Annotated in this window: 27 protein-coding genes and 1 riboswitch; of the genes, 10 read left to right on the forward strand and 17 right to left on the reverse strand. The window is 54.3% G+C overall.

Translation table 11 applies throughout. From position 1 onward, the window contains the following. Position 1: 1 nt before the first annotated feature. Entirely contained in the window at positions 2-439 is a 438-nt protein-coding gene (locus tag E1N14_RS17125) for a DUF3069 domain-containing protein (RefSeq protein ID WP_025009044.1), read from the reverse strand. Between the two features lie 250 nt (positions 440-689). On the opposite strand from E1N14_RS17125, the gene E1N14_RS17130 reads away from it, so the two are divergent. Continuing rightward, a complete protein-coding gene (locus E1N14_RS17130; RefSeq protein WP_152134825.1) occupies positions 690-2,561 on the forward strand; it encodes a tetratricopeptide repeat-containing diguanylate cyclase in 1,872 nt (623 codons plus the stop codon). A 23-nt stretch (positions 2,562-2,584) separates the two neighbouring features. Here E1N14_RS17130 and E1N14_RS17135 read toward each other — a convergent pair whose 3' ends face one another. After that, positions 2,585-3,406 carry a substrate-binding periplasmic protein gene (locus E1N14_RS17135; protein WP_025009042.1) on the reverse strand — a complete coding sequence of 274 codons (822 nt, stop codon included), beginning with the start codon at positions 3,404-3,406 and terminating at the stop codon, positions 2,585-2,587. 124 nt (positions 3,407-3,530) lie between these two features. Between E1N14_RS17135 and queG the strand changes: the two genes are divergently transcribed. Further along, positions 3,531-4,712, forward strand: coding sequence for a tRNA epoxyqueuosine(34) reductase QueG (queG, locus tag E1N14_RS17140; protein WP_025009041.1), 1,182 nt, complete (start codon positions 3,531-3,533; stop codon positions 4,710-4,712). A gap of 8 nt (positions 4,713-4,720) precedes the next feature. On the opposite strand, the gene E1N14_RS17145 is transcribed toward queG, so the two are convergent. Beyond that, positions 4,721-4,924, reverse strand: coding sequence for a dodecin (locus E1N14_RS17145; protein WP_025009040.1), 204 nt, complete (start codon positions 4,922-4,924; stop codon positions 4,721-4,723). A gap of 138 nt (positions 4,925-5,062) precedes the next feature. On the opposite strand from E1N14_RS17145, the gene E1N14_RS17150 reads away from it, so the two are divergent. Then, the gene (locus tag E1N14_RS17150; RefSeq protein ID WP_025009039.1) at positions 5,063-5,389 is read left to right on the forward strand and encodes a hypothetical protein; all 327 of its coding nucleotides are present in this window, start codon (positions 5,063-5,065) and stop codon (positions 5,387-5,389) included. A 74-nt stretch (positions 5,390-5,463) separates the two neighbouring features. Here E1N14_RS17150 and metE read toward each other — a convergent pair whose 3' ends face one another. Then, complete coding sequence (gene metE / locus E1N14_RS17155; protein WP_025009038.1) at positions 5,464-7,734, reverse strand: 5-methyltetrahydropteroyltriglutamate--homocysteine S-methyltransferase; 2,271 nt, start codon at positions 7,732-7,734, stop codon at positions 5,464-5,466. 165 nt (positions 7,735-7,899) lie between these two features. Here metE and E1N14_RS17160 point away from each other — a divergent pair, with 165 nt between their 5' ends. After that, complete coding sequence (locus E1N14_RS17160) at positions 7,900-8,802, forward strand: LysR family transcriptional regulator (RefSeq protein ID WP_025009037.1); 903 nt, start codon at positions 7,900-7,902, stop codon at positions 8,800-8,802. 48 nt (positions 8,803-8,850) lie between these two features. On the opposite strand, the gene E1N14_RS17165 is transcribed toward E1N14_RS17160, so the two are convergent. The 5 genes from E1N14_RS17165 to E1N14_RS17185 all read right to left on the reverse strand — a co-directional run bounded on the left by E1N14_RS17165 (position 8,851) and on the right by E1N14_RS17185 (position 14,672). Beyond that, positions 8,851-9,573 (reverse strand): HDOD domain-containing protein, encoded by a 723-nt coding sequence (locus E1N14_RS17165; protein WP_025009036.1) that lies wholly within the window; start codon positions 9,571-9,573, stop codon positions 8,851-8,853. Positions 9,574-9,717: 144 nt separating this feature from the next. Continuing rightward, positions 9,718-10,338 (reverse strand): GDSL-type esterase/lipase family protein, encoded by a 621-nt coding sequence (locus tag E1N14_RS17170; RefSeq protein WP_025009035.1) that lies wholly within the window; start codon positions 10,336-10,338, stop codon positions 9,718-9,720. Between the two features lie 97 nt (positions 10,339-10,435). After that, positions 10,436-12,385 carry a TonB-dependent receptor gene (locus E1N14_RS17175; RefSeq protein ID WP_062793869.1) on the reverse strand — a complete coding sequence of 650 codons (1,950 nt, stop codon included), beginning with the start codon at positions 12,383-12,385 and terminating at the stop codon, positions 10,436-10,438. A 92-nt stretch (positions 12,386-12,477) separates the two neighbouring features. Then, positions 12,478-12,670: riboswitch (cobalamin riboswitch) on the reverse strand. A gap of 140 nt (positions 12,671-12,810) precedes the next feature. Then, positions 12,811-13,158, reverse strand: coding sequence for a DUF805 domain-containing protein (locus E1N14_RS17180; RefSeq protein WP_025009034.1), 348 nt, complete (start codon positions 13,156-13,158; stop codon positions 12,811-12,813). 257 nt (positions 13,159-13,415) lie between these two features. Beyond that, positions 13,416-14,672 (reverse strand): hypothetical protein, encoded by a 1,257-nt coding sequence (locus E1N14_RS17185; protein ID WP_025009033.1) that lies wholly within the window; start codon positions 14,670-14,672, stop codon positions 13,416-13,418. A gap of 147 nt (positions 14,673-14,819) precedes the next feature. Here E1N14_RS17185 and rihA point away from each other — a divergent pair, with 147 nt between their 5' ends. Together rihA and rbsK are read left to right on the forward strand one after the other, a co-directional pair. Further along, positions 14,820-15,758, forward strand: a complete 939-nt coding sequence (gene rihA / locus E1N14_RS17190) for a pyrimidine-specific ribonucleoside hydrolase RihA (RefSeq protein WP_025009032.1) — start codon at positions 14,820-14,822, stop codon at positions 15,756-15,758. A 3-nt stretch (positions 15,759-15,761) separates the two neighbouring features. Next, positions 15,762-16,667, forward strand: coding sequence for a ribokinase (gene rbsK / locus E1N14_RS17195; protein WP_062793596.1), 906 nt, complete (start codon positions 15,762-15,764; stop codon positions 16,665-16,667). A 67-nt stretch (positions 16,668-16,734) separates the two neighbouring features. Here rbsK and E1N14_RS17200 read toward each other — a convergent pair whose 3' ends face one another. Further along, entirely contained in the window at positions 16,735-17,256 is a 522-nt protein-coding gene (locus tag E1N14_RS17200; protein WP_051472831.1) for a DUF2059 domain-containing protein, read from the reverse strand. Positions 17,257-17,464: 208 nt separating this feature from the next. Between E1N14_RS17200 and azu the strand changes: the two genes are divergently transcribed. Together azu and E1N14_RS17210 are read left to right on the forward strand one after the other, a co-directional pair. Then, positions 17,465-17,932 carry an azurin gene (azu, locus tag E1N14_RS17205; RefSeq protein WP_037436164.1) on the forward strand — a complete coding sequence of 156 codons (468 nt, stop codon included), beginning with the start codon at positions 17,465-17,467 and terminating at the stop codon, positions 17,930-17,932. A 417-nt stretch (positions 17,933-18,349) separates the two neighbouring features. Beyond that, positions 18,350-18,586, forward strand: a complete 237-nt coding sequence (locus E1N14_RS17210) for an HP1242/YdcH family protein (protein WP_025009029.1) — start codon at positions 18,350-18,352, stop codon at positions 18,584-18,586. A gap of 83 nt (positions 18,587-18,669) precedes the next feature. On the opposite strand, the gene E1N14_RS17215 is transcribed toward E1N14_RS17210, so the two are convergent. Then, positions 18,670-19,245 carry a hypothetical protein gene (locus tag E1N14_RS17215; protein WP_025888839.1) on the reverse strand — a complete coding sequence of 192 codons (576 nt, stop codon included), beginning with the start codon at positions 19,243-19,245 and terminating at the stop codon, positions 18,670-18,672. A 61-nt stretch (positions 19,246-19,306) separates the two neighbouring features. Continuing rightward, complete coding sequence (locus E1N14_RS17220) at positions 19,307-20,596, reverse strand: DUF2254 domain-containing protein (protein WP_025009026.1); 1,290 nt, start codon at positions 20,594-20,596, stop codon at positions 19,307-19,309. Between the two features lie 172 nt (positions 20,597-20,768). Here E1N14_RS17220 and E1N14_RS17225 point away from each other — a divergent pair, with 172 nt between their 5' ends. Beyond that, positions 20,769-21,704: a LysR family transcriptional regulator gene (locus E1N14_RS17225; protein WP_025009025.1), complete on the forward strand. Its 936-nt coding sequence runs from the start codon at positions 20,769-20,771 to the stop codon at positions 21,702-21,704. Positions 21,705-21,770: 66 nt separating this feature from the next. Here the strand turns inward: E1N14_RS17225 and E1N14_RS17230 are convergent, their stop codons facing one another. Further along, on the reverse strand, positions 21,771-22,667 hold the full coding sequence (locus tag E1N14_RS17230; protein ID WP_025009024.1) for a LysR family transcriptional regulator: 897 nt from the start codon (positions 22,665-22,667) through the stop codon (positions 21,771-21,773). A 102-nt stretch (positions 22,668-22,769) separates the two neighbouring features. On the opposite strand from E1N14_RS17230, the gene E1N14_RS17235 reads away from it, so the two are divergent. Next, positions 22,770-23,168 (forward strand): (R)-mandelonitrile lyase, encoded by a 399-nt coding sequence (locus E1N14_RS17235; protein WP_025009023.1) that lies wholly within the window; start codon positions 22,770-22,772, stop codon positions 23,166-23,168. 129 nt (positions 23,169-23,297) lie between these two features. On the opposite strand, the gene E1N14_RS17240 is transcribed toward E1N14_RS17235, so the two are convergent. The 4 genes from E1N14_RS17240 to rtcA form a co-directional block, all read right to left on the reverse strand. Beyond that, positions 23,298-23,753 carry a hypothetical protein gene (locus E1N14_RS17240; RefSeq protein WP_062793597.1) on the reverse strand — a complete coding sequence of 152 codons (456 nt, stop codon included), beginning with the start codon at positions 23,751-23,753 and terminating at the stop codon, positions 23,298-23,300. A gap of 225 nt (positions 23,754-23,978) precedes the next feature. Further along, entirely contained in the window at positions 23,979-25,253 is a 1,275-nt protein-coding gene (locus tag E1N14_RS17245) for a serine hydrolase domain-containing protein (RefSeq protein ID WP_025009022.1), read from the reverse strand. Positions 25,254-25,435: 182 nt separating this feature from the next. Continuing rightward, positions 25,436-25,648, reverse strand: coding sequence for a hypothetical protein (locus E1N14_RS17250; RefSeq protein ID WP_025009021.1), 213 nt, complete (start codon positions 25,646-25,648; stop codon positions 25,436-25,438). A 54-nt stretch (positions 25,649-25,702) separates the two neighbouring features. Next, positions 25,703-26,740 (reverse strand): RNA 3'-terminal phosphate cyclase, encoded by a 1,038-nt coding sequence (rtcA, locus tag E1N14_RS17255; RefSeq protein ID WP_025009020.1) that lies wholly within the window; start codon positions 26,738-26,740, stop codon positions 25,703-25,705. Positions 26,741-26,742: the final 2 nt, after the last annotated feature.

Below are 26,742 nucleotides of genomic sequence, written 5' to 3' on the forward strand. Positions count from 1 at the left end.
TTCAGCCATTGGCTATCACATCTCGGATACTGTTGAGCAAGCGCCTGTCAGTACGGGCCTTTTTCAACTTGCGTACACTCTCCTTGAGCGCCGACTGTGAAATACGCTCAAACATGCCACCGTATTCCTTCTCGGCAATGGCCTCGTCGGTATCCGCCAACTGGGCGATATCCTGGGCCATCAAACTCAGTTGCAACCAGGCCGACGCGATAAAAAAGCCGTGAAAATCGGCTCTCGGCAGCAACTTGGCAGCACTTGGCGGCAACTTGTCCCAAGCCTGTTTGAACTCGGACTGCTTATCATCCAGCAATTCTTCAAACAGATTGTCATAAGCTTCTTTCAGCGCCGTGGGCAACTTATCCATAGGCAGTACCTGAGAGCAGATATTGATGGCGGCGCTTCGCGCCTGCTGCCGGTATTGAGCATCAACTTGAGTCATGGTTTTTTCCGTCTAAAAGCGATTGGCGGCGAGTATAGCACCGGCAATAAAGGGCAATCCATCTGAAGTTGGTATCAAGGAACCGAGGAGCAAATACGGCGAAAACAAGTCGGTAACCGAATTCATCCCTTACCGGCAAGCGATTGATGCAGCTCTACTTACCTGCAAATTTAACGATTTATTACTGGTCAGCCTGAGCCCTGGTGCGTATGCTTAATAACATTATCTAAACATCTGTCTATCGGTCAGCGTGAAGTCATACTTTCTGAAATCAGCCATTGCAGTGCTGCTTCTGGCAGGCATGGTTCCCCACGCCTTGGCACTGGATAATCCCAAGGCTGATGAGCTGTTCAAACAGCTGGAAGATGGGCAGGTCAACAATGTTGCCGAAGTAGAACAAACTCTGGATCAGATAGCCCAATTGCTGGCAAAGGACGATCTGGACAGGCAGGCCAGGCTCAGGCGCGCCCGCTGCTGGAGCTTTGATGCCAACGACAACGCCAACATAGATGCAGCCATAGACTATGCCGTCAATCAGGCACAAGCGGCTGAAAACCAAGCCTACCCTGAAGCCTTAACCGACTTTCGCCTTTGCCATGGCTGGTACTCTCAACTCAAAGGCAATATGGAACAGGCCAAAGCCGACTATGACCAAGCCCTGCAGCAGGCCTATCAACTCGAAGATCATCGCCTGATCGCCGATGCCCGCAGTCTGCGCGGAGCCATGTATTCCTTTCAGGGCAATTTTGCCATGGCGCTGGAAGATCTGCTGACCGCTCAACAACTTTATGAAAAACTCAAGCTGGATTATTGGGGTCTGTATAACCTGGCCGACCTCGCCACCAGTTTCCGCCGTTTCGGCGATCCACAAAGTGCGCTCAACTATTACCGCCAACTGGAGCAGGCCTATCGCCAGAGTGGTCACGAAGAGCAGGCCTATATTATCAATGGCGAAATGGCCATCGCCCTCGAAGAACTGGGTGATTTTGAAGGCGCCGTGGCCAAGTTCCAACAGTCATACGACTATCTCAAGCAGCAAGGAGTCACGGTGGAAGCCGCAGGAGTTTCGGTCAATATGGCCGGCTCCCTGTTGAAGCTGGGCAGAGTCGAAGACGCCAAACAGGCGCTGGAACGCGCCAGGCCATTTGTGACTGAGCAGCAAGGTGGCTTCTACAGCTTTATGCAACTCTACAGCGCCGATGTGCTGTTGCGCCAAGGCCAGGCTGAACAGGCGATGGCGCCCTTGATCAAGGCCGAAAAAAGTTTCAGGAATATCAACAATGATCGCGGCTTGGCCGAACTCTACCTGCTCAAGAGCGAAGTATTTGCCGCCCAGGGGCTATGGCAGGAATCGCTCAAAGTGCTCAGGCTGTATATCGCCCTGCACCACGAGCTGGATAACAAATTGCAATCTTACCGCACCACAGAGATGCGTACCCGCTTCAATGCCGATCGCATGGCAAAAGAAAACCAACGCCTGCTGGAAAGCGAACGCCTGAAAGAGCAAGAGGTGCAGATACTGCAGCAAAACCGTCTATTGCAGTTGGCTGTGCTGGTTCTGGCCAGCATCATTATCATAATCACTGCGGTGATGGCCTTTAAGCAGACCAGTAAATCACGCAAATTCCAGAAGATAGCCCATACGGATCACCTCACCCAATTGGCGAACCGGCGTTATACCTATCACAAGGGTGAAGCTATGTTCAATCAGGCGCGAGATAGCGGCACGCCTTTTTCACTTGTGTTGTTTGATGCCGATAACTTCAAGGATATCAATGATCAGTTTGGTCACGATGGTGGCGATAAGGTCTTACAACATCTGGCAAGCCTGAGCCAAACCCTTATCCGCGAACAAGATCTGCTGGGGCGGATTGGCGGTGAAGAGTTTCTGCTGTTGTTGCCGGAAACAGCCCATGAAGAGTGCCTGAAAATCGCCGAGCGTCTGCGCCAAACCATAGCCGAATCACGCCCGGAAGGGCTAGTCGGTGAGCCCAGAGTGACTATAAGTGCCGGGGTAGCGACTCTGGGTGAGGAACTGCAGTTCTCCGAGCTGTTGAAACAGGCCGATGATGCCCTCTATTGCGCCAAGAAACGAGGTCGTAACCGGGTCGAAACCGCCTGAATGAGCACAGTGGTTATTGCAGATCATTGAACGCGCCAGAGCACTTCCGCCTGACGTAAAGAGGGCTCGGCACCAAACCACTTTTGATAGAGCGCGTCAAATTCGCCCGTTTTCTGCAATGCCAATAGCGCCTTGTGCCAGGCTTCGACCCGTTCAGGAGCCGTACCGCCGGAGAACGCCAAATAGAGGCGCAAGTGCGCCAGTTCCAATACGGGGCGCACCGCCGCCGGTGTTTGGCCCAATTGCCGCAAGACGCCCTGAACCGCGATATCCGCCTGACACCAATAACGCACCCGCTTATGCAACAACTGCCTGGCCGAATACTGAGGAAAACCTGAGATCAGCAACTGCTCATCCGGAACGGACTTCAACAAGATCTGCGCCGGGGAGTTGCGGTATAGGGCAATATTACCCGCCGCTACCGCCTGTGACAGGTCTGCCGGGGTAAAATCATCATCCATGCGGGCATAGAGCTGAATGCGGGTTTCGGCAATCGGGCCAACAAAATCAAATTCCTGCCGCCGCTGTTCATTAATGGAAGTGGCAAACAGCAAGACGTTAGGCTCCTGGTTTGCGATATTCATCGCCCTGGCCCAAGGCAATACTTCTATCACAGGCTCTTTGTCAGAGGCAGCCACCTGATGGTGCAAGGCCCTCACCAGAGCCACCGCATAACCGTCGACGCGACCATGGCGCTCATAGCTCATGGGAGGCCAGGTTTCGGTCAGCAGCCTGAGTGCGGGCGACTCGGCCTCAGTAAGCTCGTTACCGGCCAAAGCCAAGTTGGCAAAGCTACAACAGAACACTATCACGCAGCCCCTGAGCAAGGTTTCGATTCCCGGCATATACTCTCCCCCTCAATTTCTTCAAGCATAGCACCGACAACAGTCGAAATCGCCGTTTACGGCAACTGTGAGCGATTCTGCTTTACTGATATAATCATGGCTTTTCCCCGGTCAGCCTCTGTTCATGTCAGCTCCTCAACCACCACAATTTGATCCCGGTATGCTTGGCAAGCTTGCCCGCGACATAAAAGCCTGGGGCAAAGAGCTGGGTTTTGCTCAAGTGGGAATAACGGATACAGATCTTCGCCGCGAAGAGCCCAGGCTGCAGGCCTGGCTCGATAAGGGCTATCACGGTGAAATGGGCTATATGGCCAGCCACGGTATGATGCGGGCCCGCCCGGCCGAGCTGCATCCCGGCACTTTGCGAGTTATCTCAGTACGGATGGACTACTTACCGCCACAAGCCGGGTTTGCCCTCAATCTCAAAGACCCTAACCTTGGCTATATCTCCCGTTATGCCGGCGGCCGCGACTATCACAAGCTGATGCGTAATCGCTTGAAAAAGTTGGGCGAGCGCATAGATGAAGCGCTCAAAGCCCTGCAACTTGAAGGCTGTGGCTTTCGGCCCTTCGTCGACTCGGCTCCCATTCTGGAACGGCCGCTGGCAGAAAAGGCCGGGATCGGCTGGACAGGTAAACACTCACTGATCCTCAACCATGAGGCCGGCAGTTGGTTTTTCCTCGGAGAGCTGCTGGTGAACCTGCCGCTGCCCATGGATGTCGCCACAGCCGAAGGCTGCAACACCTGCGTTGCCTGCATCACAAGTTGCCCAACCGGTGCCATAGTCGAGCCTTATGTGGTCGATGGGCGCCGCTGTATCTCCTACCTCACCATAGAACTGGCCGGCAGCATTCCACTGGAGTTTCGGCCACTGCTCGGCAATCGCATCTACGGCTGCGATGACTGCCAGCTGGTATGCCCCATCAATCGCGCCGCGCCTTTGACCGCAGAGACTGACTTTCATCTAAGGCCACAACTGAAGCAACCCAAACTGCTGGAGCTGTTTGCCTGGAGCGAGACCGAATTTTTGAAAAACACCGAAGGCAGCGCCATTCGTCGCATAGGCCATGAACGCTGGCTGCGCAATATTGCGGTGGCACTGGGCAATGCCCCCGGCAGTGAAACCATAGTTGCTGCCTTGCAGGAGCGACTGACAGATGCCTCAGAACTGGTCGCAGAACACATAGAGTGGGCACTGGCGCAGCAGGCAGAAAAACTCAGCGCCAACGACACAGCGCCTATTCCCGCCCGCAAGACGGGGCGCCTGATCCGGATAGTGGAAAAAGGCCTGCCAAGGGACGCCTGAATTCAAGCCTAATCCAGGGTAAAACCCACCTTGATGGTGACCTGCCAATGAGCAATAACACCGGCCTCCAGATGTCCGCGGGTATCTATCACTTCAAACCAACGCAAATTATGCAGCGACTGACTGGCCGCCGCGATGGCATTCTTGACCGCTTCGTCCGAGCTGATGGGGGATGAACCTGTCAGTTCTATTATCTTGTACACATGGCTCATAAGGCTTCTCCTGATAGTTATCTGCGTCCAGCACAGGTTCGTGACCTGAGTATAGACAGAAATGGCCGATGGCATATTTCCCTTGGTTTCTGTATATTTCTCAGTTGGATAACCATAGGAAGAAATCAAGGGATTGCTATGCAATTAAAACATTCAGGTCTGGGGATCGCCTCGTTTGCCACCAGCATATTTAGTGGGATAGCCCTGTTTATCACTTTTATTGTTGCAGGAGCCCTGGAGGCGACAACACCGGGCGGCCTGGATGAAAATTCGATGGAAGCCATTCTTGTGGGCCTGATGATCATCTTTATGATGCTGGTCTGCCTGGTGTCTTTGGGATTGGGCATTGGCGGCCTGGTACAAAAAGACCGCCAGAAAATCTTCGCCATTTTGGGCACCACTTTTTCAGGCTTGATCATTCTGGGTACGGTTGGCCTGATAGCGCTGGGCATGAGCATGGGCTGAACCTTTCCCGCGTTGGAGTCAATCAACATCAGGGGCGCAGTGCGCCCCTGACTGTTATTAACCACAGAATTTTATCACCCGAGTCGACGTCGCAACTCCCTGGTCGCATCGACCATGTTCTTCAAAGCCGGCTCGACTTCCTCCCAGTTACGGGTCTTCAAGCCGCAATCCGGGTTGACCCAGAGCTGGCGCACAGGAATTTTCTGCGCCGCCTTTTCAATCAGGCTCACCATGGCTTCCACTGTTGGAATATTGGGGGAGTGAATATCATAAACCCCTGGGCCGATTTCATTGGGATAATCAAAGTCCTCAAAGGCATTCAACAACTCCATCCGCGAGCGTGATGTTTCTATGGTGATCACATCGGCATCCATGGCAGCAATTGCGGCAATAGTGTCGTTGAATTCGCTGTAGCACATATGGGTATGAATTTGGGTCTCGTCTCTGACACCGGCGGCGCTGAGCTTAAAGGCGGCCACGGCCCAATCGAGATAATGGGCCCAATCGCTGCATTTGAGCGGCAAGCCTTCCCGAAAAGCCGGCTCATCAATCTGAATAATACCTATACCCGCCCGCTCCAATGCCACCACTTCATCACGTATCGCCAGGGCCAACTGAGTCGCTATCTGCTCGCGGCTGATATCCTCGCGGGCAAAGGACCAATGCAATATGGTCACAGGCCCGGTCAGCATGCCTTTCACCGGTCTGTCGGTGAGACTCTGGGCATATTCGGCCCAGTCGACTGTCATCGCCTTGGGACGGGTCACATCGGCGTAGATCAGCGGCGGCTTGACGCAGCGGGAACCATAGCTCTGCACCCAGCCATGTTTGGTAAAACCTACGCCATCGAGCTGTTCACCAAAGTATTCCACCATGTCGTTGCGCTCGGCTTCACCGTGTACCAACACATCTATCCCCAGCTTGAGCTGACGTTCTATGGTATCCCGGGTCACCTGTTGCAGCTGCTCTGTGTACACAGCATCGTCCAACTCACCCTTGCGCCAGCGGCTACGCAGGTTACGAATGGCTGCCGTCTGCGGGAATGAACCTATGGTAGTCGTCGGCAACAAAGGCAGCTTGAACCTGGCCTGCTGGGCTTGTCTGCGCACCTCAAACTCATGGTTTCGGTCGTAATCGGTTGCGCTCAGGGCATCGATTCTGGCACTGAGCTGTTGATTACGCCCCTGCGCCCTGGTCGCGCGCCGATCCCGGCAACGGGCGACCACGGCGTTGGCATTTTCAGTCTCAGGCGCCTCCAAAAGCGCCTTGAGCTCCTGCAACTCGGTGAGTTTTTGCCGGGCGAAAGCCAGCAGACTTTTAAGCTCAGGCGCCAGCGCGGTCTCCACCTCGAGATCCACCGGGGTATGCAACAGGGAGCAGGAAGTGGCAAGCCAGAGCCTGTCTCCCAGATCCCGCGCCAGTGGCGCCAACTGCTCGGCCACAAGATCCAGATCGGCGGCCCAGACGTTACGGCCGTTGATCACCCCAACCGACAACACCTGTTCGGGCGCCAGTGCACCGACAAAGGCCTGCAACTGCTCGGGCGCGGTGACCAGATCCAGGTGAATACCCGCCACCGGCAGTGCCGACAACAGACTTTGATGGTGGGCTACAGTGCCGTAATAGGTTGCCAGCAACAGCTTGAGCGGCGCCGACTTGAGTACGCCGTAGGCCTGATTGAAGGCCTGTTGCCAGTTGTCATCCAGCTCAAGTGCCAGCGCAGGTTCATCCAATTGCACCCATTCAACACCCTGGGCGGCAAATCGGGCCAGAATGGCTTGATAACATTCCAGCAGCGCCGGCAGCAGTGTCAAACGGTCGAACTCTGAGCCCACTGTCTTGGACAGATACAGGAAAGTGACCGGCCCCAAGAGTACCGGCTTGGCAGTGTGGCCCAGCGCCTGAGCCTCGGTCACCTCTTCAAACAACTGTTCCCAGGCGATATCGAAGCGTTGATCTTCGCTGAGCTCAGGCACCAGATAATGGTAGTTGGTGTTGAAGTACTTGGTCATTTCAGACGCCGGCGCATGCTTGCCGCTGGGCGCTCGGCCACGGGCAATCCGGAACAGGGTATCGAGATTGACAGCGCCGCCGTCACGGTGACGCTCGGGGATGACCCCCAGAGTCGCACTAAGGGTCAGCACCTGATCATAGTAAGCAAAGTCACCGACCGGCAACTGCGCCACCCCGGCATCGGCCTGCCACTGCCAGTGGGTACGCCTAAGCTCCCTGGCAACACTCTCTAATTCGGCCACGCTGGACTCACCGCGCCAATATTTCTCCAAAGCAAACTTGAGTTCACGTCGACGTCCGATACGGGGAAAGCCAAGACTATTTAATTGCATAATGTATACCATCCTTTATAAACTGTGCAGCAAGTGACTGGCGACGCCGAAACACAACAAATCAAACCGGGCGTCTGGACGTCTAGAAGTTTATTGTGCTAGTCTCAGCACAGGCAACCGAATTGAATTCAAGGGCAACATGAGCGGCATTCATGTGGAGAGAAAATGATAGAACTGAGACACCTTCGTACTCTGATAGCACTGAAAGAAAGTGGCAGTCTGGCCGGCGCGGCGAAGAAACGTTTTGTCACCCAGTCGGCGCTGTCACACCAGATTAAAGAGTTGGAGACCCGGATTAACTCCCAGGTATTTGTTCGCAAAAGCAAACCTCTTACCTTCACGCTTGAGGGCAGTCGCCTGCTGACCCTGGCAGAAGAGATACTGCCCCGGGTACAGGAAACCGAATTTGTGCTCAAACGCGGTCTATCTGGAAGCAGCGGTCCCTTGAAGGTGGGTATTGAGTGTCACAGCTGTTTTCGCTGGCTGATGCCTGTAATGGAAGCCTTTCATCAGTCTTATCCGGATGCCAATCTGGATCTCTCCAGCCGCCATCTGTTCGACTCTCTCAATGCGCTGGAAACCGGTGAGCTGGATATAGTGCTGACCTCAGATCCTGTGCCCGGCCATGCCCTTGCCTATCAGCATCTGTTTGATTTTGAAGTGAGACTGGTGATGGCCAAAGATCACCCTCTGGCAGGCAACAGCTATATTTTGCCGCAACAACTGGCCAGGGAACCTATTATCAGTTATCCGGTACCGCTGGAAAGGCTGGATATTTTCCGTCACTTCCTCGAGCCGGCCGGTGTGGTGCCCGGCCCACAAAAACGCTGTGATCTCACCAATGTGTTGCTGCAACGCATCGCCTGTAAAGAAGGGGTAGCTGCCTTGCCCAACTGGTCACTGACCGAAGCCCAGGGCTTGAGCCTGACCTCGGTGAAACTGGGGCAGGAAGGCCTGAAACGGCCGCTGTTCGGTGCCTACCGCCGCGACAGCAGCAATAGAGTGCAGCTGCAAAGGCTGCTGGAATTGATTGCCAAAGAGGGATTACAGCGTCAGGACAGACACTGATTGAGCGGCTGCCACCGTCCTTGAAAGTCGGCGGCAGTCACAAAGCATCTAGAGAGGATTCAGCAGCAGACCGCGCTGGGACAATACCCTTCTCAGTACCAGTCCGGGTGAATTGGGATCCCGGGTCTGTCTCAGGTTATGAGCGACCATAAACTCGCTTTGCAGCTCATCATCCAACCCCAGAGATTCAAAAGCTTCCACCGTCAGCGTCTGCTGCTGGGTCTCTATCAGGGTCTTGATAATGCCCAGCGGGAAGCATTGCTCGGCTTCGGCGTTGAGATAGGCAAACGCCGTCAGGGCAATAATCTGACCAAAGACGCTGAACAACGCCAGAGTCTGCACTTCATCCGCGTCTATCTGTACCCCTTGCATCTGATGCAAGCTGTCCACCGACTCGGTCGCCACAGACTCAGTCAGGCGCCAATAGCCAAGTACCAGTTTACGGTATGGCTGCGGCAATTCATCGAGCCGCTCTTTGAGATAAAAGCTAAAGGCATAACGGTAGATATTGACCTGTCCCAGACGCACCAATGCATCCTTGAGGCTGCGGTTTGGCTGAACGGAAGGAGAGAGCGCGTTATTGCTGCGCCACAGCAGATGAGCTGCCAGAGCGGGATCGGTCGCGACAATATCGATCACATTGCGAATATCGCCATCAGCAATAATGGCCTTCTTAAGCGGGATCAGGATGCCGCGGCGCCCTATCACCTGCTCTTCGTTGGCAATAATGGCACGCACTTGAGTAAAAACCTGCTGCTCAAGATCTGTCATGTGATTCTTTAAACCTGTTGTTATTTATTATGGAGGCACTATTGCCATTTATTATGGCAGAGAATTTACCCATAAAACGCCCACCAGGGTCAAGTTGAATCGATAATTAGCCCGGTTTTTGCCAAATAGAATCAAAAAGTAGCATCAAAAAGCGCCCGCCTCCTGCAGCCTGGTAAAGATGACTTGTGCCAAACGCGAATACCCCTGTTGATTGAGATGCACAGTATCGGACTTGAGCTCGTTTGAACGCAGCAGCTCAGACAGAGTCTGTTCCAGCAAGATGGCGCCGTGCTTGTCGGCCAGTTCGGCATACAAAGGCAGGGGGGACAGCAGCAGGCTCTTTTGCGGCACAGCCAGCAGCACTACCGGAATTTGCCGGGCTTTGGCCTCAAGTAACATGGCCTCGATGTTTTGCGCCAATTGCGCCTGGCTACGACCGCGGAGAATATCGTTACCGCCTTCGAGCAAAATAAGCAGATCCGGCTTGGTTTCATCCAGCAGTGCCGGCAAACGCTCAAGCCCGGCAGCAGATTGCTCACCGGAAATCCCGGCGTTGATCACCTCACAACGGCACAACTCGGCCAGACGACTGGGATAATCCTGCCCGGCCTTGGCACCAACGCCTTGGGTCAGGCTGTCACCGAAGGCCAGCAGTTTGCCATTGCTGCCGATATAAGCCAGCTTAGGCTCGGAGCAAGCCAGCAAAAGCAGCGACAACAGGGCTATGGCCACGCCTCTCAAACCATACCTAAAATCAGCTTTCATATTTCGACTCTTGCCTCCTTGTCGGTGAGTACTTTCCAGCTAAAACAGATAGAAATACGGGCAGAAAAAAGCCGGGAAACCCCGGCTTTCTATGCTATCAGAAGCGATAGCTGACGCTGAATCTCAGCGCCCGGCCGCTACCAGAGTAATAACCATCGCCCCAGGTACTGAAATAACCTGAGCTGGCGTATTGCTTGTCAAACAGGTTGTCGACCCTCAGGCTGGCAAGCCAGGCATCTCGGCTGTAGTTAAGGGCGATATTTCCCAGCCAATAGCTGTCCAGCTTATCGTGCTGATTGCCATTGTCACCTTCCATATATCTGTCGCCCAGATACTGGCCCTCGACAAACAGCTGCCAGTGCTGGCCAAAGTCCACACTGGTGTAGACACGCCCGGAATGCTCGGCCACCCAGGAGAGAGATTTGCCTTTGTTGGCGCCTTCAGTAAATTCGGCATCGATATAGTTGTACTCAAGTCCCAACTGCAGCATTTCATTGAGCTGCCAGTCCCAGTCGAGGCTGGCGCCATAACGGCGGGAGGCATCGGCATTGACGTTGGCTCCGGGGAAAGCGCCGCCGATAGGCATATCGGCACTGGGGTCAAAGACAATTTCATCTTCCAGCGACAGCCGGTACAGGTTCAGACGCAGGCTCTGGCTGCTCAAGGTCCAATCCCAGCCGGCTTCAATGGAACGGCCGGTCTGCGGCTTGAGGCCGACGACTGTTGGCGGCGTATAAGCTTGCTCATCGACCTTGGCGAAACGGAAACTCTCATCACCGCGAAGATAGAATCTGTGGCCTTCCAGCGGCCGATAGTTGAGCCCCAACTCGAGCGCGTGAGCGTCTTCATCCAAATCTATGCCATTGGGGTAAATCTGACCGTCCTTGAGTTCATCCTTGACCTTGGCATAGCGCCCGCCCACCACATAGCTCAGGCTGTTGGTCAGCGGCACATTGGCCTGTAGATAGGTGCTGGTCATGGTTTGGATATTGCTGCGCTGCATATAACTGAGATCGAACTCGGTTTCACCCCGTTGAATATCGGCGCCTATGACTATGCTCAGCTCACCGTTGCGGGTCTGATAACGCCCCAGCGCCTTGGGATTGAATTCCAACAGCGAGCGCTCGTTACGACCTGGGCTGCCATAGCTGACACTGGACACCAGAGTATCACTGTAGTTGAGGTCCGCAGCCAGGGCCCAGTTGGCGTGCACCTGGCGCTGGAGATGAGCACGCCAGGCAGAAGTCATCTCATGGTTGTAATCACCCGGCGTCGATGTCGCCTGGCGTGGGTCGGCTTCAAACTGAGCCAGGGTCAGTGAGCCTGGAGTCTGGCGCTTGTTATCGTAGTAACTGCCTTCGACAAAGAAGTTGGTCAACTCTGAATCATATTGCAGACGCCCCAGCACAGAACCGGTTTCGTTGGCATTGTTTCTACGGTAGTTGTCGCTCTCGTTGTAAGCAGCAGCCAAATAGTAACGCCAGTTGTCATTGATGGCGCCGGACAGATCCCCACGGCCTTCGTAGGTGTCAAAACTGCCACCGGAGAGGGTCAGGTTGCCACCGCTGGCACTGGGCGCCTTGGTGATAATATTGATCACTCCGCCGACTGCCTGATCACCATAGAGCACCCCGGCGCTGCCGGAAAGGATCTCTACCCTTTCAATCTGATTGACCGCAATGGCACTCAGGCTGGGGGCGGCAATATCGATATTGTTGAGTCGGCGACCATCTATCAGTATCAGGGTGTTATTCACCGCTTGGCTGGAAGAGAAACCGCGCATCGCCAGCACAGGCCCTGAGTTATTGTCCGATATTTGAATGCCACTGCGGCCACGCAGCAACTCGCTCAGATTACTGGCACCGCTTTGCTGAATATCGGCGGCATCTATGACCACCACATTGGCGGCAATATTGAGCGGCGTGTCATCCTGACGGCCAATGACCACTAGCTGTTCATCCACGGCCTGGGTTGTAGCACTCGCCATGACGGGAACTGAGGTAAATGCACCGCAGAGCAGCGCGAGATGATTTAGTTTGAAACCCATTTTCCTTTGACTCCTGAAAGGGAAACGGGGCAAGAGTGCCACGGCAGGGAGAGCCCCTTGGCTGCCGCATTTCGAGATCTGCCCACCGAAATCATCGAAATACCTCCAGGGCCGGTCTCCGGACTTTGGCTATGCGGTTGACCGCGCAAGACCCGGCTTTTATGACGCCACTTGGGCGCGCCTGTCTCTCACCATTTACCGTTGCGGGGGCAGTGCCGGATTCTCACCGGCTTCCCGATTATCCCCGGTCTTTCATTCCGGGGCACCACGAGAGGTTGACTGAAATACTGTGCTGTCATTCCCGGCCTGACCGAGAGCGGGCATTATAGACGTCTATATGGATGAATGTCTAATTTTGACGACGACTGACCGCCGCAGATTTACCCTGAAAACAAAAAGGGAGCCGAGGCTCCCTTTCCATTATCTTAACCCAGCTCTTTGGGGTTACTGCCAAAGCGGTTGTCACCCACTTCGCTGTCCTGGCAGTAGAAGACCAGCAACACTATCCAACCTATGATAGGGATAAATGCCAACAACTGCCACCAACCACTGCGGTCAGTGTCGTGCAGACGACGCGCGGCAACTGCAATAGAGGGCAACAACAGGCCCAAAGAATAAATCAGCCCCAGCACTGTGGTACCCAGCGCATAGTCAATAGCACTGACAACCAGGCTGAAAATGATATAGAACAGAGTGAACATCCAGTATTCTGTCCGACGGGCCCGACCGGTAAAGTCGGCGTATTTTTTGATGGCTCCGATGAAATGTTCCATGTTTTCTCCCAATAACAGATCCAAGATCCGATAATGCCGCACCAATTATTGAATGGCTTAAGGCGACCAAAGTTTCATCAGAGTTTCTTACTCCCTGAAACAGCAAACAATTTTAACATACCTGAATGAACTGCAAAGTGACAGAAAAGAGATTTACCTTCCATCCGCCACAAAATCAGAGATATCTCACCCAGTCAGTCGTCATTGGTTTACAAATATCGCCATATCCATAGATAGCCAGCCGGCGCTTTTTCATCTTATCTGCTCAGCGTAAAACCACGGCTGGCGGCCAGCACCTGGATATCGGTTTCAATCTGTGCCAGCTGTGTCTGACGCTTTCGACCGATTGCCCCTGAGTTAAACTTGGATGCCAGGTTGCCAAGAATATAGCGCCAATGCTGCGCTTGTTTTTTACGCTGTTTACGGCTCAAAGGATTCAATGGCGGCTGCGCTGCGAGCGCCTTGAGTAAGGCTGCAGCGGCGCTGAACCAAACATCGGGCAGCGATTCCAGGTTGTTAAAAAGCCATTCCAGGCAAACCAAGCGGCTCAATTCGGTGTGGGCAAATCCTTTGTTGCTCAAAGGCATTTGCCGCTCCAGCAACAAGGCATTGAATTGCTTTTGAATTTCAGCACTCCAGGGTTTGCGTTGCAGCTCGGCCAGGTGCTGGGAGAAGACCATCTTCGCCAGCTCATGCTCAGCAAACAGGCTGCGAATGCCATCGAGCAGTGCCAGGGTAAACTCAGGGTAGCGGCGGCCGAGCGCCAATTGCAGTGAAAGTCCGAGGCCAGAGACGCCCTCGCCTTTACTTGGCGGCTCCCACTCGAGGCACACAGGGACAAACCAGGCAAGAAAACGCACCTGCCATTCAGGTCTGGCGGCGATATAGCCAAGGGCCTGCCGCCCCAAATAGCTACTGGCCGGGCTGGCCCGGTTGGCTTCAAGCAGTGCCAGTAACTCGGCGGGGTTATCGGCCTCCAGTAACTGCTCAACTATTGGCGACAACCGCTCCCGAGCCCGAAGAAAGCGCAAACACTGGACCGTTTTACCCACAAACTTTCCGCCAATGGCCAGCGGCAATAGCGCGATTAGAATCCCCCACAGCTCGAGCCAGGTATTTTGCTGTTCTCGATAGTACTGGATATCGGTGCGCACTATGCCGGGCTCCTCAGGCAAATGCCAAAGGATCACGGCTTCACCGACGCTTCTCGAATCGCAAAGCAGGCCTGGGGGATCCCAGATCTGATACTCACTGCCGTTTGGCAACTGATAATACAGCAGGCAATCCCACTCATAACGGCCAAAACCCCAGCGCCCAGGGGACACATAGTGTTGCTCACGCCGGGCAATATAACCTTGGGTCTCGACGCCTCGTTCGAGCAGGATATTCACTTCATACCAGGATTGGACACTCTCTTTAACAAAATAGAGCCCTAGAGCCGAGAACAGCCCGCCGGCAAGCGCAAAAAGGCCGATAATTATCAGATCTTCCCAGATTGCCCGTATCTTTCCCACCGGGTCCCCTTTGATTCAATCCTTTAAGGCCGCGGATTGTAGCAGATTTCAGCAATCAGTTGAGGAACACTTCACAGTTTGCCATCCGGTTCTGCGCGCGCCAAAGAGTCATGCTATGCTCGGGCAAATTGCTAAAGGAGTAACAGCATGAAACGCCCTATCATTCTCGACTGCGATCCCGGCCATGATGATGCCATCGCCTTGATCCTGGCCCTAGCCAACCCCGAGCTGGATCTGCTGGCCGTGACCACCAGCGCCGGTAACCAAACCCAGGAAAAAACACTCAACAACGCCATGCGAGTGCTTACTCTGCTGGGCAGAACCGATATTCCTGTGGCCAGCGGCGCCCCAAAGCCTTTGGCAAGGGAGCTGATCATTGCCGACAGTGTTCACGGTGAATCCGGGCTCGATGGCCCAGAACTGCCGGATCCCGCCTTTGAACCTCAGCCGATGATGGCCTGGGAACTGATGGCAGAGAAAATCCGCCAAAGCAGCCAGCCGGTGACTCTGGTGCCCACGGGCCCCTTGACCAATATCGCTATTTTCCTGAGCGCCTATCCCGAACTCAAGTCCCGTATCGAGCAGATAGTACTGATGGGCGGCGCCGCCGGTGTCGGTAACTGGACCCCTGCCGCCGAATTCAACATTTTTGTTGATCCTGAAGCGGCCGACATGGTGTTCAAGTCAGGGATCCCCATCGTCATGGCCGGTCTGGACGTGACTCATGAGGCGCAGATTATGGAAGAGGATGTAGCCCGTTTCCGCGCGATTCCCAACAAGGTTGCCAAGTGTGTTGCCGATCTGCTGGAATTCTTTGTTATCTACCACAAGGATCCCAAGTGGGGCTTTGATGGCGCGCCGCTGCATGACCCCTGCACCATAGCCTGGCTGCTCAAGCCTGAGTTGTTCATCGGCTTGGACTGCCATGTGGCCATCGAAACCCAGAGCGAGCTGACTGTAGGGATGACGGTTGTCGACCGCTATCACTTAACCGGCAAGCCCGCCAACGCCAAGGTGCTGATGCATCTGGATCGTGAAGGCTTTGTGGATCTGCTGGTTGAAAGCCTCTACGCCTATCAGGATTAATACATGAGTAGACTAGTGATAATCGGCAGTGCCAATGCCGATCATGTGATGGAATTCAGTCACTTGCCCGAGCCAGGGCAAACACTGATGAGCCGCAGCTACCGTTTGGAACACGGTGGCAAAGGCGCCAATCAGGCAGTTGCCGTCGCCAGACTGGTGCAACCTGGCACCCGAGTGGACTTTATCTGCCATCTTGGGGACGACGCCATTGCCGATACCATGATCAAGAGTTGGTTGGACGATGGCATTCATCCTCAGGGCTTGAAGAAAGTGCCGGAAATGGCAACCGGCAGCGCAATGATTTTCATCGGCGATGGCGGTGAAAACTGTATTGGGGTGGCCGCCGGCGCCAACGCCAGCCTGGAGCCAGCCGATGTCCACTGTCATCAAGACCTGTTCAAAGGCGCCAGTTACCTGCTGGCACAGCTGGAAACGCCGTTGGAATCGGTCAAAGCCGCGCTGCAACTGGCCAAGCAACAAGACACTGTGACAATTCTCAACCCGGCCCCCGCCAGCACGCTGGCTGACGATGTGCTGGCCTTGGTGGATATCATCACTCCCAACGAAACCGAGGCAGAAGCCCTTACCGGTATCAAGGTGGAAGATGAAGCCGGCGCAGCCAAAGCCGCAGCCGCTCTACAAGCCAAAGGGGTTGACGCCGTGGTGATCACCCTCGGCAGCCGCGGCGCCTATGTGCGTCATCCCGAGTTTGAGGGCCTGGTGCCTAGCTACCCGGTCAAGGTACTTGATACTGTGGCCGCAGGAGACACCTTCAACGGTGCCCTGATGGTGGCTTTAAGTGAGGGGCTGGCCATGGAACAAGCGGTGGATTTTGCCAATAAGGCCGCTTCCATAGCCGTGACCCGTCATGGCGCCCAGCGCGGTATTCCCTACCGCCGCGAGCTGTAATCACGCCGTTACCGCCACAAAAACGGGAGTCATAGACTCCCGTTTTTTATGCTGGCTGCCAGTCAAATTATTCGCCTGGATTGGCCTCTCTGTGGGCCTGAAGCTTGGTGGCAAACTCCTGCTGCAGCTGCTCCATCTTAGGCAGCAGCCCCTGGCTCAGTGATTGAGTCACCATCATTGATTCCTGCATCACGGCTGGCATCTTGGCGACCATGGAGCGCCCTGTATCACTGGCATAAAACGCCAGCATATCGGCAATTTCCTTGTCGCTGTAATGCTTGACATAAATATCGGTCAACGGCTGCTTCAGCTTGTCCCAGCCCAGCTCCTGCTTGAAGATCTGCGTACTCTTGCGGGCAAACTCTTCAAATAAAGGCTTTTCACTCTCCTTGATATTGAACTGTTGTTGCATGCCCAAAATCATCATTTCCATCTGGGTATAAGCCGTGTCCATCATGGAGTCCATCTGCATTTCCAGCAGTAACTGCTCCACCTGAGCCCGGCGAGCGCTGTCATCGGCCAACGCCAAAGGGCTGCTGAGCAATATGCCGCCCAGAACAAGAGATGACAAAAAACCAGGACCTTTCATGAGTGCCTCCGTGGCAAGTATTGATTCGGCTGTCAGTCTATCACAGCCCAAGCGACTGTCAGCTGCTCCAACCTCGGCTGACAGTTAAAATTCTGAGATTAATTCTCATTTAAGGGAAATGCCGTTATGATTGACCCAGGCGGGAGCCTGCGGGGCTCTCGTGCTGTCGAGAGAAATATCGACCCTAAAACCAGAAAAGGAATTGAAAATGAATAAGTTAACCAAGAGACTCGCGGGTATTGCCCTGTTGGGAGCCGGCGCCGTTATCAGCAGCACTGCCAGCGCCGACGAATGCAGCCTGACCATCACAGCCAACGATGCGATGCAATTTGATACCAAGGAATTAAGCGTTCCCGCCAGTTGCAAGACGGTAGAACTGACATTGACTCATTCCGGCACCCTGCCAGTGACAGCCATGGGCCATAACTGGGTTCTGAGCAAGAGCGCCGACATGCAGGGCATTGCTACTGATGGTATGGCAGCCGGCGCCGATGCCGCCTATGTCAAAGCCGGTGACGAGCGGGTGATTGCCCACACTCCTCTGGTTGGTGGCGGCGAATCTGTCAGCATCAGCTTCAGCACCGAAGGCATGACACCGGAAGAAAGCTACAACTTCTTCTGCTCCTTCCCCGGCCACTGGGCCGTGATGCAAGGCAGCTTCAGCATCAAAGGCTAAGGCTGCGCGCTTTGGGCCCGAATGAGGGCCCAAAGAAACATCTCCATTCCCCTTCGCAATACCCAATAGCCGCCTTTTCGCCAAGTGAGTCCGGGAACCCGGTGACGACTTGCCTGTCTTGGCCTTATGGATGAAATCACCTATCAATATCGGCTTGGTTTCCAGCCATGGTGTGACCCATCACCTGCGGTGAGCTTTCGCACAGGCAGCCCTGCCACTAGGACAAATGTTGCGAAGCGACAAGTTCATTAGCACGAACCAGGGATGGTGAGCTGGCCGTTAATTGCTCACTTGCCACTAAACAGGATTATGGTTACTTGTCGACTTTCTGCGGATGACAGACAAAGCGCCGCTGGGTAGAGTAGGAATCAAGGCTTGAGCCTGTTTCGGCCAGGCACTATTTGAAGGAGAGAGCTTATGTTGGGCGAAAACCATGCGCTGATCCTGGAGTTTCCGGAGCACAAACAGAAAATCCATCAACTCAAGGAAAACGATCCTCACTTTCGCGAGCTGGCAGCCGAGTATCACGACCTCGACCATGAGATCCGTGGATTGGAAGAAAACTGTGTCCCCACGGCAGAAGAACGTTTCAACCAGTTGAAACTGCGCCGCGCCGAACTCAAGTCCTGGCTCTATCAGCAGTTACTGCGCTGATAACCCCAAATACAGAGGCCCTTGCAGCTTAAACCGCAGGGGCCCATGATCAAATCCTGATTAGCTCGATTCCGAGCCGGATCTTAAAGCCTATCCAGATGCAGGGCGTTGGCAAACTCCTGCAATTCACTGGCTTTAACCCCTTCCCCCGAGAGAGTGAACATGGCATTGCCATTGACTATCACAGTCAGCTCTGCCTCACCGGATTCAGTACTGAGCATGGCGTTATGCCCCTGAACCTTGACCAGCTTGCCGCCGCTCATGGCTATCATAGATGGATTGGTCAGCATGGCCATAACAGACTGCAATAGGGGGGAGTCGAGCACCAGCTCTATCTCCAGTTGCGCACTGTCTTCTTTGTAGTAGTGGCGGCTGGCATTTATGCCCCCGCCCAACATCATGCCACCTGTATCGCTTGAAGGATCATCGGCTTGCCAACCCGGCAATGGCTCGGGAAATACCCCTACGACTTCTCCGGCCCGCTGCTGCCGGATAAGGGTTGAGGCATAATCCAGTTGTGAACTGGCCTGGCTCAATTCACCCTTGCGGTAATGTTGTAACCCGGCCTCAATGGCTTCGGCTACGGCAGGATCTTCGGCAGCCTGCAGCGGCGCCGCCAATGCCAATGAGGCAACAAGTAATAGATTTGAAGGTTTCATTATCTTTCCCTGATAAAAACAGTCCGCGAATAGCATAGCCGCAAGCTGAGTTCTACGCCAGCTATCCGTTACCTGGCTCTTGCTGTAGCTCGGCGGCAAGCTTCCGAAGCAGTGTAACATCTGGCTCAAACGTCAGTACCTGTTCGGCTCTGGCCAGCGCCAGCTCGGAGTGTTTGCGACACACCTCGCTAAACTCTGCCCGGTTGGACAAGGCTTGAAAGGCTTTTTGCAGCCGAATGTGAATCTCCACCAGCGCCGCACCATCCCGGGCTATCGGCATAAAGAAGTCATCGAACAGCTCTTCAAGACGTATCGGCAGCATCCAAACTCTGGGATAGGGAATAGCCTCAGGCGCCGGCAGATTCTGCTCATCAGTCACCTGCCATTTGGCTATCAATCTGACTCCGCGACCAATCACATCTATCGCTGTGCCAGGATCATTCACCGCCGCCGACAAGGCCCTCGATGCCACTTCGGCCAATACCGACAACCCAAAGCGAGGGTCTTGATCGAAAGAACGTTCATTGGCCACGGTAAAAGCCTTGTGCAGTGGCTGCAACTGAGCGTCATCGACACCGCCATCCTCAGCCTGAAAACTCAGCCACAGCAGGGGCCGTCCCTGATGGACAAAGGCACCTGGCAATGACGTGATATAGGCTTCGGCGCCGTAATCTTCGGCCCATTGATTGATGCTGCCGAGATCCACATGCTGCACATAGCCTGTGTCGGCCGGATAGAGAGCTAAAGCCCCTTTGGGAATATCCTCCTCGGATGCCAGGCGCCGCCCGTCCAGCCAGGGATGCTCACAGCGCCGCTGGATAGCCGCTCCGGCCGCCTTTTCAATCCTGTCTGTAGTTTCCCCTACCCGGCCTAGCTTGGACAAATGATTGATCCACACCAGAATGGTTGCCACTATCAATACCACCACGGCCACAGTCACCAGAAACAGTACCACCCGCCCCTCTTCGCCATAGACACCTGTACTGAGGGCGATAATGCCCACTATGCTGAAAACAAAGGAGCCGACAAAGGTAGCCAGCGCCTGCTGGGCAGTGGAGTCTTCCATCAACAGCTTGGTGGCTCTGGGGGAAATATTGCTGGTGGCTGCGCCATAGGCGGAAATCATCACACTCAGGGAAAAGGTGGTCACGGCCAACATGCTGGAGGCGAGGATATTGAGCAGCTTGTCCACCGCATCTGCACCTATCATGCCCGACAGCGAAGGGGGAATAACTCCCTGCACCACTATCGCCAGCAATGCGGTAACCACCGCCAGAATCGCAAACAGCACAGTGCGCATCCAGAGTTTTCGGCTCAATTGCAACAGCCGCCAGCCCCATTTACTCAGCATAATCCCACTCCTTTGATGACTCTCTCCCTGGCCAGAATAGCAGCCTTTTGTTCTTTGGACAGGCAGATCAAGCTGTTAGACTTGGGAAGGTACCAACAAGTCCTATAGTGCAAGCCAGAGCGTCACCAGGAACTATTAGCACCTTCCCTTAAGCTTCTACCCTGCGGCCAGGATAATAATGAAAGTCGATCTCAACCTGCTTCCGGTATTGGAAGTCCTGCTGGAAGAACAAAGCGTTACCGGCGCGGCCAGGCGGTTGCACCTGAGTCAATCGGCCGTCAGCAAGCAGCTTAACCGCCTGCGGGAGTTGTTCAATGACCCGCTGTTTGAACGCAGCGCCTTCGGCCTCAAGCCCACTCCCAGAGCGCTGGCTCTGGGGCCAGAGCTGCAGCAATGGCTCAGGTTGGCCGAGCGGCTGACGCTACCGGACGAGTTTGACCCTGCCGCCAGTGAACGTCAGTTTCGTATGCACTTGGTGGAAACCGCCTACTCCCTCACGCTGCCGCATTTTATGCCTTCCTTGCTGCGCCAGGCTCCCGGGCTGGATATCAATTGCAAGACCTGGTACCCGGGCACCATGGAGCAGCTGCTGCGCTGCGAGCTGGACTTTGCCATAGGCTGCCGCGAGTGGGATCCGCGCTCGCTGATGCATATCAACAGCCTGCCGGATGAACTCGAGTATCTGGAGCTGACTCGCGACAAGCCCATCTGCCTGCTGCCGCCGAATCATCCTGCGCTTGAGGGCGACTGGAACCTGGAGCGTTTTCTCAGCTTCGAGCATCTGCAGGTAGCCTTTGGCGGTATCGAACATTGGTTGCTGGACGATGTGTTAGCACTGAAGCACAAGACCCGGCGGATCCGCGCCAATATCACCGACTTTCCCACTGCGCTGGAGCTGTGTCGCCACAGCGAGTTAATCCTCTGCGCACCGGCCAAATATGCGGCCCAGGCGCTGCAACATGTTGAGTTGGCGACGCTGGAAGTGCCGATAGATCTGGTGCCCGGTGCGTACGTGTTGTTGTGGCACAAGCACTTCAATCAAGACCCTGCCCACAAATGGCTGAGGCAGATGATTGCCGACACAGTAATCCCGGCCAATCAGCAATGAGGCGTAGCCAGAATTCGCCTTATAAAACAACGCTCTGGTTTACAGGTCAATACGGTAACGGTTCAATTAAGCGCCTGAATACTTGAGCGCATCAATCAGTAATCTAAAGGCGGCCGAGTGCTGACGCCCACTCGGAAAATAGAGGTGATAACCGGCAAACCGCGGGCACCAATCTTCCAACACCGGGAGCAGTTCACCGGCCGCTATCGCCGGCGCCAACGCATCCTCAGGTTGAAAACAGAGCCCGGCACCGGCTATTGCCGCCTTGGTCACCAAATCCGGTTCATTGCAGATAAGCTGGCCGCTTACCCGCACATTCAGCTCGCGGCCCTCTTTGGCAAACTCCCACACATACAAGCCGCCCGAAGTGGGAAGACGCAGATTAATGCAGTTATGCCCGGTCAAGTCCTGGGGGATGGTCGGCTTTGCATGGCGGGAAAAGTAATCCGGCGAACCCGCCACCAGCATACGCAGATCCGGGCTGATACGCACGGCAACCATGTCTTTGGCCACCTGCTCGCCCAATCGTACCCCGGCATCAAAACCTTGAGCAGCCAAATCAAGCAGTTGTTGATCCACAGAAACCTCGATTTGCAGCTGTGGATGCTGCGCCAGTAAGCGATTAACCACCGGCAGCAATATCGACTCGGCGGCAAACTTGGTGGCGGTAAGCCGAATGTGGCCGCTGATCTCCTGCCTGAAACTGTTGAGTCGCTCCAACTGCTCGGCTATCTGACCAAAGGCAGGCCTTAGGGTCTGCAGCAACTGCTGCCCAGCCTCAGTGGCAGCCACGCTGCGGGTGGTTCGATTCAACAGTTGTACATTGAGGCGCTGCTCCAGGCGCCTTATGGTATGGCTGACAGAGGATTGTGATGTCCCCAACCTGGCCGCGGCGCGAGTAAAGCTGCCCTCTTCAACAACCGCCTGAAAAACCCATAAATCCCCCAGCTCTTCCCGTCTCATATATGAATCTCAAATATAAAGCTAATACTGACATATCATTTAAATTACATAATCTGCGCGACTAAGATCGAATGCAAGTCCTCATCTATACAGGAACAGATCATGAAAATTATCAAAAATGCTGCCAGCCAATCCCTTCAGGGCCCGGAAGCCACCTTCTCCGGTCGGGTAAGAATCGATAATCACTTTGAACCCGGCAGCCCATCGCGTATCGGTGCCGCACTGGTCACCTTCGAGCCTGGTGCCCGCACCGCCTGGCATGCCCACGGCGCCGGGCAACTCTTGTATGTCACGGAGGGAAGGGGTTGGATCCAAAAAGCCGGTGAGCCGAAACAAATGATTGAAGCCGGTGATACCGTATGGATTGCAGCCAACGAAAAACACTGGCACGGGGCCAGCCAAGACAGGGCCATGAGCCATGTGGCCGTAGCCGAAGCATCGGAGACAGCACCGGCTGCCATCTGGATGGAAAAAGTCACTGACGATGAATATCAGGCTTGATGCCGATCAGCCCGGAGCGGTTTTCGACCCGGTTGAAGCGATATCCGGACAATGGCGCTCACCTGAATAATACCCTTCACACGGGTAATAGGCTTGATATAGGGTGCAGCCAAGGCAGGTGCCGGCGCTTCAGTTGAGGCGCTCGGCATTGTCCAGCATTTTCACCGGCAATTGGTTATCCAGCAAAAAATAGTAGAGTTGCAAATCGGCTATCAATGACGGCTCGGATAGCTCAAAGTCCTGATAGGTGTGATCCTTGAAACGAAACCTCAGTTGGTGTTCAAAGCGCTTGCTCTGGCAGTAAAGTACCTGTTCTATCTGGGCTATCTCTATGGTGACCCCAAGCAAGGCTAACTTGCCTTCAACCAGTTTGACCTCCAACGCGCCTTTGCTTCTGGCTGTTAAATAGTCCATCAGCAGCGACAACAGCACGCACACGGCGATATAGGCCAACTGATGCTCAAAAGGCTCATTGGCGAGATACACCAGATAGTAGGCGAACATAGCGCCCACCAAAGTACGAACAACAAAGCTTTGCAACAGCCTGAAGTCCGGCCGTTTGTTTTCCCTGACAAGTTCTTTCATGGATTCCCTTCTAAACGTTTCCAGCCAACAGCCGAGCGGCAATGATAGAGATATTTTGCATTAAGAACAAATCATTACCAAAATGCGCAACACCGAAACTCAGGGAAGCACAAGAAAACTGCAAGGCATAAAATCATGCCAGGCGATGGCTTTATGGCGCAAATTGGAAGAGGCCAATCAGGAGGTTTGCCGGGGAGGCTCTCCTTCCCCGGCGCGGGTTTAACGCTAACTGGATGGAATATAGAGCATGTTAATTAGGGCCGCGGCTATGGTGGTAGCCGGATCTTTGCCATCCACCGCCGGTGCCAGGTTGGTCCAAACCACCAGAGTCACCTTGTTGACAGGATCATGCCCCATAAAGGAGTTATAGCCGGGCAGCTCACCAGTATGACCATAGAGGCTGCCAAACTTGGCGATCCCCAGCCCATAATAGGCCGTGTTGGGATTATCGGGATCTATCGGCCTGACACTATCCAGACGCCTTCGCTGCCAATCGGCATCCAGCAGTTCTCCGGCAACCAAAGCTTCTACCCAGGTTGCCAACTCATTGGCACTGGAGATCCCGGCGCCGGCCGCCCAGCCCCAGGAGGGATTGGCCTCGGTTTGATCTATGGGTGCCAGAACGCCCTCTCTGGCTTCTCGCTGCATCTTTTCGGGCAGCTTAAAGGGCGGATCCATAGTCAACACATTGGTGCCATACATATAACCCCGCGCCAAGGGCGCGGGAAGAGTATTAGAATGGATATCGGGAAACAGAGTCCGCTCAAGACCCAAGGGGGCAAACAACCTCTGCTGCATAACAGCCGCCAGCGGCTTGCCATCGATTTGCTCGGCAATCAGTCCCAGCAAGACGGTATTGGTATTGGAGTATTCAAATGCGCTGCCGGGGGCAAAACCTGGCTTATGGGCAAAACTCATTGCCAGCAGCTCAGTCTGAGTCCACACCTTGGTTGGTTGCTCATCAAGTGTCTGATTCAACTCGAGCGTGGTGCTGTAATTGAACAGGCCGCTACGCATAGTAAGCAAATGCTCTATGGTGATCGACTCACCGTTTGGCACATTGTCGAGATACATGGAGACAGTGTCACTCAGTTGCAGTCGCCCTTGCTGCGCCATCTGCAAAATCACGGTACCGACCCAGGTCTTGGTATTGGAGCCCACCCTGACATGCTGATCAAAGTCGGTCGCTTCACTGCCGCCATAACGGGTTACCCCATAGGCGGTTTTAAAGTCGCCCCTAGGCGTTCGCAGAATCACCACGGCGCCGGGCACCAGCATCTCCTTGGCCAGTTGTTCCACCTTCTGCTGCATCTTGGCCGTGTCGACAGGATTGAGCACCACTTCTTGTGAATCCGAATTGCAGGCGCTCAGCAAACTCACAGAGACCAAGATAAACGCATGGATAGGCAGATAAGCCCAAAATCCCTTGGCACTGACGGCCACCTTATCGCCAAAGGGTCCGGCTCCCAAGCACACCCGACTCAACACTCGATTGAACATAAACAGCCTCTCCCTATCTGTTATCGCATACAGACGAGATCGACTATCCCGCCTTCCATTGCACCACACTAACCTAATGGGCTTCGGCTGTGGGTTCAAGCTGTTGTGAGAGAAATATGGCGAGTAATGCCGGGAGAAAAAGGTCCCGCTGCCAGGCTGTTTAACAAACTCAGCTACAGCGACTAATCAACTTTGACGTAGAAGCAGTTGCATTTACAACTGAACAAGCCGATTTGCGGATCCTTGGGCTTCTTGCCACTGCGCTTGGCCTGTGAATTGGCCACCTCGACAGCATGCTTGATCTCGCTGATTTCCTTGCGTGATAAGCGCCTGGTATGCCCATGTACTGGGCAACGCTCTCTTTCACCATCATGGGTGATACGTTCACCTGACATGCTCTATTCTCCTTTTTATTTTTCGCCCGCCTGGCTGCTAGCCTCCACAGTAGTTCAGCTGCTTATGCTAATTTGCCAACACAGCTCATTTTGCTGTTCAGCCCTAATATTGATATCCATAAACTGCTTGATGACCTCAATATTGGTGCTTGTGTGCAGGCTCGGTTTGCTGGTCGTGTAACTGCCTTTTCCAGCCAAGGCCATGGGAATGAGTAACTGATCCGCCAGTTGCTCTTCCACTGCTGCTTCGGCGCTAACAAACTTATTTACCCGCCCCGCACATCGCTTGGCCACGCGCTCTGCCGAGAGGCCCTGCTCGCCAACCACTTCAAACAGGTTGGTATGTGTCTTACCCTGGATTGTTAACTGAAAGCTATTACCTGGCCCTATGGAGTCCACATCCGTGATTATGCCTGACGATGCGCTCCACCCCAGAACCGTTTTTGCTGCAGCCACTTCTCTTTGCCCAATAGACACAGGTAACTGGCTGACAAGTGCATGAAGCCCGCAGTTTTCCGGTTTTTTTGCAGACTCACTTCCAGGCTCCATGAGCCTAATTGGGCTAAAGACTTTTGCCGGCTTTATCTCTATCTGCCACTTGCCACCACCTACCGGATAAAACCCAAGCGAAGACTTCACAATTTGGCAATCGATGCCCATCAGCTTTAACAGCGGCAAATAGGACTGCTCCAGAAAACACAGCGAGGGCGACATTCCATTGTGCGTGCCACCTTCAAACTCGACCTTGGAGCCTGCCTTCGCCAGCGCCAAAACCGGCAAAATGGTTTGGCACACCAACACTGTACTTCCTGCTGTGCCAATGGCGAAACGATAATCGCCGGGCAAAACCTCACCGGGCGAAAACCGTATCCGGCTGGAGCCCAGTTCCACCCCTTCTGTGCTCGCCTCACATATCGCTTGTGCCGCCAATACCGAGGTCAGGTGTTGGCGCAGCAATCCGGGTTTCTTACGCTTGGCTCGAATATTGACTATTTCGATTGGCCGCTGAGTCAAAATAGACAGGGTCAATGCTGTCCTTAACACCTGACCACCGCCTTCTCCCTGCGCCCCATCTATCACTAAATACGGCATGA

The sequence above is a fragment of the Shewanella algae genome, from assembly GCF_009183365.2.
In the GTDB taxonomy this organism is placed as follows: Bacteria; Pseudomonadota; Gammaproteobacteria; order Enterobacterales; family Shewanellaceae; genus Shewanella; species Shewanella algae.